This is a genomic window from Achromobacter mucicolens (assembly GCF_029866465.1).
GTDB classification, from domain to species: domain Bacteria; phylum Pseudomonadota; class Gammaproteobacteria; order Burkholderiales; family Burkholderiaceae_B; genus Achromobacter; species Achromobacter mucicolens.
Genome location: NZ_CP123364.1, coordinates 2,949,776 through 2,962,396, shown reverse-complemented (window position 1 = coordinate 2,962,396; position 12,621 = coordinate 2,949,776). Strand labels below are relative to the sequence as shown.

Genomic DNA, 12,621 nt, shown 5'->3' with positions numbered 1-12,621 from the left:
AGGGTTGAGACTGGCCGTCCTTCAATCTTTCGGATGCATCGGCATGCAACGCAGAACTTTTTTCCGCCGGGCGGCGGCGGCGGTCTTGGTCATCGTGGCCTCGGCGGCCGCGCACGCGCAGCCCCGGCAATACACCGTCAAGGCGCCCGATGGCGTAACGCTCGCCGTCCAGGAGGCCGGCAATGCCGATGGCCCGCCCGTCATCTTCGTGCACGGGTTGCTGGGCAGCCACCTCAACTGGGAGGCCCAGCTTGCCAGCCCAGCGCTGCAACGATATCGGCTGATCACCTACGACCTGCGCGGCCATGGTTTATCGGGCAAGCCGGCGGACGCGGCGGCATATACAGACGGCCGGCGCTGGGCCGACGATCTGGCCGCGGTCATGAAGGCGACCGGGGCCGCGGACCCCGTGGTCGTCGGCTGGTCGCTTGGCGCTGCCGTGACGACCAACTACCTCGCCGCGTACGGCGATGCGGGAATCGCGGGCGCGGTCTATGTGGGCGGTGTGATCGAGCTGGATCCGAAGCAGATCGTGCAGCATCCCGCGTTGTACCGCGACATGGTGTCCCCCGACCTGAAGACCCGCCTGGACGCGGAGCGCGAATTCATCGGTCTGTGCTTTGCGCAGCCGCCCGACGCCGTCGCGTTCCAACGGCTGCTGGCCAATGCCGCCATGGCGTCCTTCGACATGCAGGCCGCGGTGCAAGGCATGACGGTCGCGGCGGCGCGCGGCCTTGGCTCGGCGCGCAAGCCTCTGCTGCTGATCTACGGCGCAAACGACGCCTTGGTCCAGCCTCATCCGTCGATCGAGCGGGCGCGGCAACTGAACCCCCGCGTCAAGAGCACCGTTTATGCGGCATCGGGGCACGCGCCGTTCATGGAGGAAGCGGACAGGTTCAACCGGGACCTGGCGGCGTTTGTGGACAGCGTCGTCGCCCGCTGACGGGCCCGGGCGGGCCGGGGATGCTTGCCAAATGTTGCTTGTTGCGAAGCAGCATCGCCTGCTATCTTCGAGCCCGTTAAGCGCGTTCGCCCTGATCTGGACATATCCGATGCCCGCCACCCAACCCCTGACTTCCGGCTCGCAACCGGCGCGGCCCACCGACACGCTGGGTTGCTCGGCCAGCCAATTGGCGTTGGACCAGGAATTTCATGGCGGCGGGCTGACGCTTTATCGCAAGCGCACCCACAACGATTACTTCGGCAGCGTGCAGACGCCCGCGTCCGATCGTGGCTTTCTCGTGGGCGTGGCGCTGCAGGGCGGTCATCGCCGTCGCATCCTGCACGGTCATCACGCGTCCACGCATGATTTCGATGCGGGTTCGATCTACATCCGCGACTTCACCGACGATTACCGCGCCGACATGCTTGGCGGATTCGACTTCCTGCTGGTCGAGCTGTCGCGCGCCTTCATCGAGCGGATCAACGACGAGAAGGGTGGGACGCGCGTCAGCAGCCTGACGCCGCGCGCCGGGCAGCCGGATCCGGTGCTGGGCCATCTTTCGCAGGTGCTGGCGAACGTCGTGGCAAATCCCGCGCAGACCAGCAGTCTGTTCGTGGAGCATCTGAACCTGGCCCTTGGCACGCACCTGCTGGCGCAATACGGGGCAGGGGCCACCAGCGGATGGGCAGCGTCGGGCGGCGCCCGCGTGCTGTCGCGCAAACTGGAGGCGCGGGCCAAGGACATGCTGCTGGCGTCGCTGCGGGAAGATGCGTCGATTGCGCATATCGCAGAGGCCTGCAATCTGTCGCGCAGCTATTTCATCAAAGCGTTCCGGCAAACGGTCGGCACCACGCCGCATCGGTGGCTCCTGGAGCAGCGGGTGCAAAAAGCGCAGGAGTTGCTGCGCACGCCGGGCCGGTCGATCACCGACATCGCGCTGTTGTGCGGCTTTGCCGACCAGGCGCACATGACCCGCGTGTTCACCAGCGTAGTGGGCGTGGCGCCCGGCGCCTGGCGCAGGGAACACGGCGGTTGACCCTTTAGCCGGCCCGCGACCGGCCATGCAACGCGCATGGCGCTTTCATACAAATCAGAACGCAAGTGCGCAAGACACGGGTGCTGCCCGGCGGTAACGTCTTCGCAATAGCCCGCCCATTCTCCCGGATGATCCGATAGCGTCCCCATGAGTCGACTTGCTGCCGGCGCCGCGCCGGCTAATCCGCCCGCCGATCTGGCCGCCTTGCACGCCCAGGCCTTTCCCATGCTGCCCAGCGCCATGATCGAGCGCGCCGCGGCGTACGGCCACGAGGTTTCAGCCGAGCCGGGCTGCGTGCTGCTCAACAGCGGCGACCGCGAAGCCGCCTTCTACATCCTGCTGCACGGGTACATCGAGGTGCTGGAAGCGCAGGCGGGCGGCGTCCTGCGCAGTCTGCTTGTGCATCGTGACGGCGAGTTCACGGGCAGCCTGGACCTCTTCACGGACAGGCCGAACTCGGTCACCGTGCGCGCCAGCACCCCAAGCCGGCTGCTGCGCCTGAGTCGCCCGGCGCTCGAGTCGCTGATATTGGAAGACCGGCCGATGGCGGAAATCATCCTGCGCGCATTCGTGCTGCGCCGCATCGGCTACCTGCGCCAGCGGCCCTATGGCGGCGCGATTCTGCGCTCGACAGCGCGGGCAGGGCAGGAAGACCCCGTGATGGATCTGGCGGTGATCGGAGGCGGCCCCGCAGGCCTGGCCGCCGCGGCCTACGCCGCGTCCGAGGGTTTGCAGACCCTGTTGGTGGGCGGCTCGCTGTCTTGCGGCGACGCGCCCGGGTTGGACCTGCTGAACGGGTTTCCCGGCACGATCACGGGATTGTGCGACGGCCCGCTGCTGCGCCGCGCCGAGGACCAGAGCAGGCGCTTTGGCGCGCACCTGCTGCCGCTACGCACCGTCAGCCGCTTTGACGGCGGATGTTATCCCTACCGCGTGTGGCTGGACGACGGCCGGATGATCGAGGCGCGCAGCCTGATCGTGGCGACGGGAACGCAGGCGGGCCATGGCGCAGCGATGCGCGTTCAAGCGAACACGGCGTGGCTGGATGGGTGGCTCGATACGGACGACCAGGGCTATATCCATACGGGCCTGGCCGCAGCGGGGTCGATGCAGGCGCGCGATTACGAAAGTTCGCAGCCGGGCATATTTGCGGTGGGCGCGGCGCGCGCGGGGTCGGTGAAACACGTGTTGGCAAGCATCGCAGAGGGCGCCGCCGCGGTGCGGATTGTGCATCGGTTTCTGGATGCGTCGGCACATTGACCGCCGGTCGCTCATCCAGAAGCCCTAATACCCGCAAGGATTTTTTAGTCAGACCATAATTATTTTTCCCTTTTCGCAGCCGGTAGTTTGCGAACATGCGCTTAAAGCTTTCAAGCCAGAAGAGCGCATCGGGAGACAACCATGATCTGCAAGCACGCCGCGCGCAAGCGCGTCCATATCGTCGCGGCCGGCTTTATCGCGGTTGCCGCGTTCGCCTTGCCCGGTCAGGCTTGCGCGCAGGCCGCCGACAGCTACCCCAGCAAACCCATCCGTCTGATCATTCCTTACCCGCCGGGCGGCGCGACCGACGTGATCGGGCGCATCGTGGGCCAGCGCCTGAGCGAAGCGATCGGCGGTCAGGTCGTCATCGAGAACCGGGGCGGGGCGGGCGGCAACATCGGCGCCGCCGAGGTAGCGCGCGCGCAGCCGGACGGCTATACGCTCCTGATGGGCGCCTTGACCTCGCACTCGGTCATGGCGACCCTGGAGAAAGACAGCATTGCGTACGACCTGCGCAAGGATTTGGTGCCCGCGGGGGTGGTCGGCTTCGTGCCGCTGGTGGCCGTGGTCAATCCCAAGCTGCCCATCAAGTCGCTGGCCGAACTGGTGACCTACGCCAAGGCCAATCCGGGCAAGCTCAACTTTGCCTCTTCGGGCGCCGGCGCTCCGCAGCGCATGGCCATGGAGCTGTTCAAGCAGATCGCGGGCGTCAACATTGTGCATGTGGCCTATCGCGGCAGCGGGCCGGCCATGACCGATCTGGTCGGCGGGCAGGTCGAGACGATGACCGAGACGGTGCCCGCCGCGATCTCCTTCATCAAGTCGGGCCAGCTGCGTCCGTTGGCGGTGCTTACGCCGCAGCGCATCTCGATGTTGCCGGACATTCCCACCGCCGAAGAGCAAGGCTTCAGCGGCTTTAACGTCAGCTCGCTCTTCGGGGTGATGGCGCCTGCCGGCACGCCAGCGCCCATCGTGGCCAAGATCAACAAGGCGCTGACCACCGCGCTGGCAAAGGACGACGCCAAGGCCCAGATGCTGCAGCAAGGTGTTTACGCGGACCCGCTAGATGTGGACGCTTCCAAGGCGCGCCTGAACGCCGAAATCGAGCAATGGGCAAAGGTCATCCGCGAAGGGGGAATCACCGCCAAATGACGGTTCAGGCGTAACACGCGCGGCCGAGGGGGTGACGCCTCGGCCGCGTGATGCGACCCTAGACCGCCCAGCAGGCGCAGCCCAGGGCGCCCCAGAACCCTTTCAGGTCGGAGACGGGCAGTTTGCTGGCCCAGGCGCCAGCGTGCTGGTGGCCGTGGACATTGCAGTCGTTGGCGCAGGCGCAGGCGGCCGCGGCCTCGCGCAGGGTGGCCTGCAGCGGCTTGCCTTCGTTGTCGCCCCAGGCGCCGTAGCCGCCGAACAGGCGCGTGGGCGACCAGTCGGGCATGGCGGGCGGCGGCGCGGCCTCGTCGTGCGCCGCGAATTCACCCGCGCCCCAGACCACTTTGCCGCCCACGACGGTGAGCAGGCTGCTGGTGTCCGCAATATCGGACTCGGGGCACGAGAAGAAGTCGCGATCCGGCACGACGAGATCGGCCAGTTGGCCGACGGCGATGCGGCCCTTTTTGCCTTGCTCGTTGGAAAACCAGGTGACGTTCTCGGTCCACATGCGCAGGGCAGCATCGCGGTCCAGGCAGTTGCGCTGCGGCGTCAGGCGCAGACCGCCCACCGTCTTGCCGGTGATGAGCCACGACAGCGACACCCACGGGTTGTAGGAAGCCACGCGGGTGGCGTCGGTGCCGGCCGACACGTTGACGCCTTTGTCGAGCATGCGCTTGACGGGGGGCGTCGCTTCGGCCGCGCCCGGGCCGTAGCGTTCGACGAAGTATTCGCCCTGATAGGCCATGCGATGCTGCACGGCCACGCCGCCGCCCAGGGCGGCGATGCGGTCGATGGAGTGTTCGGAGATCGTCTCGGCGTGGTCGAAGAACCAGTTCAGCCCCGCCAGCGGGACGTCCTTGTTCACGCGTTCGAATACATCCAGCGAGCGCGAGATGGTCTCGTCGTAGGTGGCGTGCATGCGCCAGGGCCAGCGGTTCTGCGCCAGGATGCGCACCACTTCCTCGAGTTCGCCTTCCATCTCGGGGCCCATTTCGGGACGCGGTTGGCGGAAGTCTTCGAAGTCGGCGGCGGAAAAGACCAGCATTTCGCCCGCGCCGTTGTGGCGGAAATAATCGGTGCCTTGCTTGTACTGCGAAGTGGCCGTCCAGTTCAGGAAGTCTTCCTTTTCCTGCTTGGGCTTTTGCGTGAACAGGTTGTAGGCCAGGCGGATCGTCAGTTGGCCGGCGTCGGCCAGTTGCTGGATGACCTGGTAGTCCTCAGGGTAGTTCTGGTTACCACCGCCCGCATCGATGGCGCCGGTGACGCCCAGGCGGTTCAGGTCGCGCATGAAGTGGCGCGTGGAATTGAGCTGGTATTCGAAGGGCAGCTTGGGGCCCTTGGCCAGCGTGGCGTACAGGATCGACGCGTTGGGCTTGGCAAGCAGCAGCCCGGTCGGGTTGCCGGCCGAGTCACGCACGATCTCGCCGCCGGGGGGCGCGGGGGTGTTCTTGTCGTAGCCGACCGCGCGCAGGGCGGCGGCGTTGAGCAGGGCGCGGTCATACAAGTGCAGGATGAACACGGGCGTATCGGGCGCCACGGCGTTCAGTTCTTCGATGGTGGGCAGGCGCTTTTCCGCGAACTGGTGTTCGGTGAAGCCGCCGACCACGCGCACCCACTGCGGCGCGGGCGTGATGGCTACCTGGCGGCGCAGCATGGCCATGGCGTCGGCCAGGCTGGTCACGCCGTCCCAGCGCAGTTCCATGTTGTAGTTCAGGCCGCCGCGGATGATGTGCAGGTGGTTGTCGATCAGTCCGGGCAACACGCCGCGTCCGCCCAGCGCGATGATGCGGGTGGCCGGGCCGGCCAGGGGCAGAATGTCGTCAGCGGCGCCCACGCGCGTGAACCGGCCGTCCTTGATTGCGACGGCGTCGGCGATGGGATTGGCGGGGTCCAGGGTGGTGAACCGGCCCTGATGCAGGATGAGGTCGGGGGCGCCTTCGGGCGCGGGGTCCAGGGTATCAGCCATTGCGCTTGTCTCCACATGCATCGGCGGGTTGTTGGGCGGTGTCGGCGGATGCCTTGGGGCAGCTAGGCAGTTCGCCGAACATGTGCGGTTTTACCTGGTCATGGATGAAGGACGTGCGGGCGGGCTCGTCCGCCAGCAGGCGCTTGACCAGTGGGGGAATCTGCTCCCCCGTCAGGATGCCCAGCAGGCCAACCAGGGCGATGACGGGCGGCGCCGGCGATCGCACATTGAACAGGGCATAGATGATACCGACCAGCAGGCCGAGTCCCAACGACACAAGGTAGACCTTCATGGGTATGCTCCTGTCAGCCTTCGTGGGCGTTGAACATGGACTTGGCGTAGAGGATGCCCAGGCCGTAGGCGCCGCCGAACTTGCTGGCGATGCCGGTCGTCATGTCGTAGGTATCGATGCGCGCCCAGTCGCGCTGCATCTCCAGCAGGTACTGCAATGCCGTGATGGGCTGGCCGCCTGCCTGAACGATACGCTCAATGGCGCGGTTGTGGGCTTCGGCGGACACGTCGCCGCAGGCGTCGGCGATGACATAGACCTCGAAGCCCTGGTCCAGCGCGGACAGGGCCGGGCCGACGATGCACACGCTGGTCCACAGGCCCGCCAGCACAATGCGCTTCTTGCCGATTTCGTTAACCTGCTTGATGACGGCGGCGTCTTCCCAGGTGTTCATGGAGGTGCGGTCCATCAGCGGCCGGCCGGGGAACGGGACGGTGACTTCCTCGAACATGGGGCCGGAAAAGCGCTTTTCGGCAACGGTCGTCAGGATGGTGGACACGCCAAAGCCGGCGGCGGCTTGGGCCACCAGCGCGGCGTTGCTGCGCAGCGTGACGGCATCGATCGAATGGGTGGCAAACGCCATCTGCGACTGGAAGTCGATCATGATGAGCGTGTGGTCGTGCGGGGACAGCAGCCTGGCGCCGGGCGTGGGGGTCGCATTGATGGGCATGGATGACTCCTTCGGTTGCCATAATGGAGGACCCGCGCAATGTGCCAGCCGGCCGGCCTGCCGTATTGAACGATAGTCCGCCGGTTTGTAGATTGTGATTGCGGCGGCGTTGCCGTCCTGACGCAGGAGAAACCCATGGGCCTGGCTTTCCAGAACGAACTGCATGACGATTTCGGCACGCGGCCGGTCGCTTACCTGTCCTACGGCGGGGCGGATCTGGGAGAAATCCTGGCGGTGGGCCGCGCGGTGGGTAGCGGCGACGACACTGCGTTCTTCGAGGCCTGGATGGCGGCGGGTGACCGTCTGGCCGCCGAGGCGCAAGACGCTGAACGTCGTAACCTGCTTGCCAGCGCGCGCGAATTGCATCTGCGCGCCAGCGCCTTCTATTCGACGGCTTACCGGCCCTTGTACGGCGCGCCCACGGACGCGCGGCTGCTTGCGGCCTTTCGCAAGCAGATGGCGGCGTTCGACCGGGGACTGCCGCTGTCCGCGCAACCGGTCAGGCCGATGCGCATTGCGCTGGACGGCGCATACATGCCTGCCTATCTGGTGCCGGCTGCGGGTCAGGAGGCCGACATCAGGCCGCTCGTCATCTTCACCAACGGCTATGACGCGACGGTGACCGACATGTACTTCGCGAGCGCCGTGGCCGCCGCGCGCCGGGGCTACCACGCGCTGGTGTTCGACGGCCCCGGGCAGGGCGGCATGCTTTACGAACAGGGCGTGCCCATGCGTCCGGATTGGGAGACGGTGGTGAGCGCGGTGGTCGACTGCGCCGTCGCGCTGCCCATCGTCGACGCAAGCCGCATTGCCCTCAGCGGCTGGAGCCTGGGCGGGCATCTGGCGCCACGCGCGGCGTCGGGCGAACCGCGGCTTGCGGCCTGCATTGCGGATCCCGGGCAATGGAGCGTCGCGGGCCTGTTCCGGCCGCTGGCGGTCAAGCTGGGCGCCAGCCCGGAAAGCGCGGCGAACATGGGTGAACTGGAAGGGCCCGTGATGGATCGCCTGTGGCAGTTCGTCTTGTCCAGTCCGGCGCTCACGTGGAAGGTGGTGCAGCGCGGCTTCTGGGTGCACGGCGTGGACAATCTGCGCGACTACCTGCGCGCGGTGGAGCTATTCACCCTGGACGGCCGTATCCAGGGCATCACGTGTCCCACCCTTGTAACACTGGCCGAAAACGACCCGCTTGCTGCCGGCACCCAGCAGTTCTTCGATCAGTTGCGCTGCCCCAAGACCCTGCTGCGCTTCACGGCGCAGGAGGGCGCCGGCGATCATTGCGAATCGGCGAATCGGTCGCTCTTGAACCGCCGCGCGCTCGACTGGCTGGACGGCGTCTTATAGGGCGCGAAGGCGGGCTGCCTATAATTGCATCCGATCCCCGCTTTCTGACGGCAGCCCTGCCGTGCCTCATGTCGACCTTGCCCTTGCGCGTGCTGTCGGTGATTCCACCGATGACGCAGCTGAACACTCCCTATCCGTCCACCGCCTACCTGACCGGCTTCCTGCGGTCGCGCGACGTCACTGCGTTCCAGGAAGATCTGGCGCTGGCCCTGGTGCTGCGCCTGCTCTCGGCCGACGGCCTGCGGGCCGTGGCAAGCCGCATCGACGCGCTGCCCCTTGAAAAGCACACGCAGCCCATCCAGGCATTCGTCGCCATGCAGTCGCGTTATCTGGCCACCATCGGCCCGGTGATCGCCTTTCTGCAAGGCCGCGACCCCACGCTGGCGCATCGCATTGCGGGGCGTAACTACCTGCCCGAGGGGCCGCGCTTTGCGACGCTGGATGTCTACATGGACGAGGACGGTGGCGATCCGCTGGGCTGGGCGTTTGGCGCGCTGGGGTTGCAGGACCGAGCCAAGCACCTGGCCACGCTGTACCTGAATGACCTGGCCGACGTGCTGCGCGACGCGATCGATCCGCGCTTCGAGTTCGTGCGCTATGCCGAATCGCTTGCGGGCAGCCAGCCCACGTTCGACCCGCTGGCCGAGGCGCTGGACGCCCCGCTGAACCTGGTGGACGAGACGCTGCGTGAACTTACCGAGGCCGCCCTGGCGCGCCATAAGCCGACGATGGTCCTGTTGTCGGTGCCGTTTCCGGGCGCGGTGTACGCCGCCTTCCGTATCGCGCAGGCCATCAAGGCGCAGGACCCCAGCATCGTCACCGTGCTGGGCGGGGGCTTCGTCAACACCGAATTGCGCGAACTGAAAGACCCGCGCGTGTTCGATTACTTCGATTTCGTCACGCTGGATGCCGGCGAGCGGCCGCTGCTGGCGCTGCTGGAACACGTGCAGGGCAAGCGGTCGCGTCAGCGCCTGGTGCGCACCTTCGTGCGCGATGCCGACAGCGGTGCGGTGCGCTACGTCAACCTGGTCGAGCCTGACGTTGCATTTGCCGAAGTGGGCACGCCCACGTGGGACGGCCTGCCGCTGGATCGCTATCTGTCGCTGCTCGACATGCTTAACCCGATGCATCGGCTCTGGAGCGATGGGCGTTGGAACAAGCTGACCGTCGCGCACGGCTGTTACTGGAAGAAGTGCAGCTTCTGCGACGTGGGGCTGGACTACATCGGCCGCTATGAGGGGGCGTCGGCTTCCGTGCTGGCCGATCGCATCGAAGCCATCGTGGCCGAGACAGGGCAGACGGGTTTTCACTTCGTCGATGAGGCTGCGCCGCCCAAGGCGCTCAAGGCCCTGGCCGCCGAGCTGATCGAACGCAACACCGGGATTTCCTGGTGGGGCAACATCCGCTTCGAAAAGACCTTCAGCCCGGAACTGTGTGAACTGCTGGCCGATAGCGGCTGCATTGCGGTTTCCGGCGGCCTGGAGGTCGCCTCTGACCGGCTGCTGAACCTGATGAAAAAGGGCGTGTCGATCGACCAGGTGGCGCGCGTGACGCGTGCGTTCAGCGATGCCGGGGTGCTGGTGCATGCCTACCTGATGTACGGTTTTCCGACGCAGACCGTGCAGGACACCGTCGATGCGCTGGAGTACGTGCGCCAGCTATTCGAAAACGACTGCATCCAGAGCGGGTTCTTTCACCGCTTCGCCTGTACGGTGCATTCGCCGGTGGGTCAGAATCCGGACGAATACGGCATCAAGCTCAAACCCTTGCCCGAGGTCACGTTTGCCAAGAACGATGTGGGCTTTCATGACCCCACGGGCGTGGATCACGACGCGCTGGGCAAAGGCCTGAAGAAGGCCATCTACAACTTCATGCACGGCATCGGGCTGGAAGAGGACGTGCGCAGCTGGTTCCCGTTCAAGGTGCCGCGCACGACGGTGGCGCGCAACCGCATTGCGCGCGCGTTGAACCAGCGCGGCTGATGCAGCCGCCGGTCAGGCCGCCGGCGGGACCTCCTGCACTGTGGAAAGCACGGGCTCGGCTGCCTCGGCGCCGGGCACCGCGTGGGTCAGGTCCTCGGTCATCTCGTGGTCCAGCGCGCCCTGGAACAGGTCTTCGGTCACGCGCAGTTCCACTCCCACTGGCGACATCTGCGCGGCCGCTGCAAAGGGCGCCACCGGCGCCGGCGCCGGGCGCTCGTTGCGGCGCCAGACGAAAAAGGTGACCAGCCCAAGGTTGAGCAGCGCAAAGCACCAGAACAGACCCGCTTCGCCGAACTTCGTCATCACGGGCGAGATGGCCAGGGGGCTGAGCGCCGAGCCCAGCGAATTAATGAGCAGCAAGCCCTGGATCATGCGCACCAGCGCGTCGGCGGGCGCGCGATCCGCCGCATGGCTGACGGCCACCGGATAAATGGCAAAGACGCCGCCGCCCAGCAGGAACAACAGCGGCATCAGCAGCGGCGAGGCGGGCGGCAGCAACAGGATCAGCAGGCTGAGAACGGCGCAGAACACGGCCAACGCGATCAGCACCACCTGACGGTCGCGCCGGTCCGACCAGCGCCCCACCGGATACTGCAGGACCATGGCGCCCAGGATCACGGCGCCCATCATCTTGCCGACCTCGGCAACGTCCAGCCCAATGCGCTGCAGATACAGCGGCAGCAGCGTGTAGACGGCGGCAATCGCGACGCCTGACCCGAAGCAGCCCATCACGCCCGTGGGCGTCATGCGCGCCAGATGCTGCGGCAGCAACGGCTCGACGCGTTCCACCAGCGGCGAGACGCGCGGAATGATGACCATGGGCATCACGGACAGCGACGCCAGCAGGCCGGCCACCATGAACGGCGCCATTGGCCCCAGCTGAGTGATGGCGCCCAGTTCCAGCTGGCCCAGCATGCCCGAGCCATACAGCGCAATCATGTACAGCGCCAGCAGCCGCCCGCGCACCTTGGCATCGCCCGCCAGCAGCAGCCAGCTTTCCACGACCAGGAATACGCCCACGCTCGCCCAGCCGTTGATCAGGCGCAGCACGAACCAGGCTTCGCGGTTGAAGATCAGTCCCTGCAGCAGCACCGTCACGGCGATGAGCGAGGCAAAGCTGCTGTAGGCGCGGATATGGCCGATGCGCAGGATCAGGCGGTCATTGAAGATCGCGCCCAGCGTCAGGCCGATAAAGTATGACGACGAAATGATGCCGATGACGGTGGCCGATTCGCCGGCCGCGTCCAACTGCAAGGTCGTCAGGGAAGAGATGAAGGCGTTGCCGATGCAGACAACGAACAAGCCAAGAAGGGGCCCGAGCACCAGGCCCAACAACTGCCGAGACATGAAATCCTCGATTTCCAGAACAGCACAAAGCATCCGGTGCGACCGGACAAACGATCAATGGGGTGGGGGGAAGTGCGACAGGGTTCGCCTGGCTTGTCGGGGGCAATGCCATGCGCTTGGGCGCGGGCCGGGTGGCGCAGGGCGCACGCAGCGGAAATCCGGCGCGGATTGTAGCGCCGATTGCCGGGCGCCCTTACCCGCGGGCGAGGGCGCGCGGTCGCGGTGGGTGGCCTGGGCATCGACACGGCGTGCCGACATGCAATGAATCCATGCTGTCGTTGATCCAGGCCGCGTCGCGAGTATTTCGATCGATGTGACGGTATTAATAAAAATATTAAAAAATCTCGCCTTATAGCGGAATATTAATTTCGGCGCGCGTCAATCAAAAGATCGATATACAGAAACGTTAATTCTTAGGTAACCGGATTAAATCTGAGTATTTGTGCTCAATATTTATTTTGAAGAGTTTCCTAGCATTCACCCCTATTGCAAACCGCTTGTGTCGTTCGCCTCCGATGAGAGGGGTTGTTGCGCTTCTCGTCCCGGCGTGCGAGGCGATGTCGATGCGGTTTTATCAGCCAATCTGTGCATGGAGGGCAAATGCGTTCACGGTACGAGTTTGTGGGAAACGGTGT

At 65.8% G+C, this 12,621-nt stretch carries 10 protein-coding genes; 6 read left to right on the top strand and 4 right to left on the bottom strand.

The features are described 5' to 3' along the window. Positions 1-43: 43 nt before the first annotated feature. The 4 genes from QEP15_RS13530 (at position 44) to QEP15_RS13515 (ending at position 4,391) form a co-directional block, all read left to right on the top strand. Positions 44-943, top strand: a complete 900-nt coding sequence (locus QEP15_RS13530; RefSeq protein WP_280147551.1) for an alpha/beta fold hydrolase — start codon at positions 44-46, stop codon at positions 941-943. Positions 944-1,052: 109 nt separating this feature from the next. Beyond that, positions 1,053-1,979, top strand: coding sequence for a helix-turn-helix domain-containing protein (locus tag QEP15_RS13525; RefSeq protein WP_280147550.1), 927 nt, complete (start codon positions 1,053-1,055; stop codon positions 1,977-1,979). Between the two features lie 147 nt (positions 1,980-2,126). Next, the gene (locus tag QEP15_RS13520; RefSeq protein WP_280147549.1) at positions 2,127-3,239 is read left to right on the top strand and encodes a cyclic nucleotide-binding domain-containing protein; all 1,113 of its coding nucleotides are present in this window, start codon (positions 2,127-2,129) and stop codon (positions 3,237-3,239) included. A 141-nt stretch (positions 3,240-3,380) separates the two neighbouring features. Then, positions 3,381-4,391, top strand: a complete 1,011-nt coding sequence (locus QEP15_RS13515; RefSeq protein WP_063954246.1) for a Bug family tripartite tricarboxylate transporter substrate binding protein — start codon at positions 3,381-3,383, stop codon at positions 4,389-4,391. 58 nt (positions 4,392-4,449) lie between these two features. Here the strand turns inward: QEP15_RS13515 and QEP15_RS13510 are convergent, their stop codons facing one another. The 3 genes from QEP15_RS13510 to QEP15_RS13500 are packed head-to-tail and all read right to left on the bottom strand — an operon-like array spanning position 4,450 to position 7,316. Beyond that, entirely contained in the window at positions 4,450-6,357 is a 1,908-nt protein-coding gene (locus QEP15_RS13510; RefSeq protein ID WP_280147548.1) for an amidohydrolase, read from the bottom strand. Further along, the gene (locus tag QEP15_RS13505) at positions 6,350-6,649 is read right to left on the bottom strand and encodes a XapX domain-containing protein (protein ID WP_280147547.1); all 300 of its coding nucleotides are present in this window, start codon (positions 6,647-6,649) and stop codon (positions 6,350-6,352) included. The genes QEP15_RS13510 and QEP15_RS13505 overlap by 8 nt, the downstream gene beginning before the upstream one ends. 13 nt (positions 6,650-6,662) lie before the next feature. After that, entirely contained in the window at positions 6,663-7,316 is a 654-nt protein-coding gene (locus QEP15_RS13500) for a hydrolase (RefSeq protein WP_175155553.1), read from the bottom strand. Positions 7,317-7,451: 135 nt separating this feature from the next. Between QEP15_RS13500 and QEP15_RS13495 the strand changes: the two genes are divergently transcribed. Together QEP15_RS13495 and QEP15_RS13490 are read left to right on the top strand one after the other, a co-directional pair. Beyond that, complete coding sequence (locus tag QEP15_RS13495; protein ID WP_280147546.1) at positions 7,452-8,657, top strand: alpha/beta hydrolase family protein; 1,206 nt, start codon at positions 7,452-7,454, stop codon at positions 8,655-8,657. A 68-nt stretch (positions 8,658-8,725) separates the two neighbouring features. Continuing rightward, positions 8,726-10,639 carry a B12-binding domain-containing radical SAM protein gene (locus QEP15_RS13490; RefSeq protein WP_280147545.1) on the top strand — a complete coding sequence of 638 codons (1,914 nt, stop codon included), beginning with the start codon at positions 8,726-8,728 and terminating at the stop codon, positions 10,637-10,639. 12 nt (positions 10,640-10,651) lie between these two features. Here QEP15_RS13490 and QEP15_RS13485 read toward each other — a convergent pair whose 3' ends face one another. Then, the gene (locus tag QEP15_RS13485) at positions 10,652-11,986 is read right to left on the bottom strand and encodes an MFS transporter (RefSeq protein ID WP_217617660.1); all 1,335 of its coding nucleotides are present in this window, start codon (positions 11,984-11,986) and stop codon (positions 10,652-10,654) included. Positions 11,987-12,621 lie beyond the last annotated feature (635 nt).

Excerpts from the sequence above, each read along its gene's own strand:
- QEP15_RS13530 (WP_280147551.1), top strand. The coding sequence starts at position 44 with ATGCAACGCAGAACTTTTTTCCGCCGGGCGGCGGCGGCGGTCTTGGTC.
- QEP15_RS13525 (WP_280147550.1), top strand. The coding sequence starts at position 1,053 with ATGCCCGCCACCCAACCCCTGACTTCCGGCTCGCAACCGGCGCGGCCC.
- QEP15_RS13520 (WP_280147549.1), top strand. The coding sequence starts at position 2,127 with ATGAGTCGACTTGCTGCCGGCGCCGCGCCGGCTAATCCGCCCGCCGAT.
- QEP15_RS13515 (WP_063954246.1), top strand. The coding sequence starts at position 3,381 with ATGATCTGCAAGCACGCCGCGCGCAAGCGCGTCCATATCGTCGCGGCC.
- QEP15_RS13510 (WP_280147548.1), bottom strand. The coding sequence starts at position 6,357 with ATGGCTGATACCCTGGACCCCGCGCCCGAAGGCGCCCCCGACCTCATC.
- QEP15_RS13505 (WP_280147547.1), bottom strand. The coding sequence starts at position 6,649 with ATGAAGGTCTACCTTGTGTCGTTGGGACTCGGCCTGCTGGTCGGTATC.
- QEP15_RS13500 (WP_175155553.1), bottom strand. The coding sequence starts at position 7,316 with ATGCCCATCAATGCGACCCCCACGCCCGGCGCCAGGCTGCTGTCCCCG.
- QEP15_RS13495 (WP_280147546.1), top strand. The coding sequence starts at position 7,452 with ATGGGCCTGGCTTTCCAGAACGAACTGCATGACGATTTCGGCACGCGG.
- QEP15_RS13490 (WP_280147545.1), top strand. The coding sequence starts at position 8,726 with ATGTCGACCTTGCCCTTGCGCGTGCTGTCGGTGATTCCACCGATGACG.
- QEP15_RS13485 (WP_217617660.1), bottom strand. The coding sequence starts at position 11,986 with ATGTCTCGGCAGTTGTTGGGCCTGGTGCTCGGGCCCCTTCTTGGCTTG.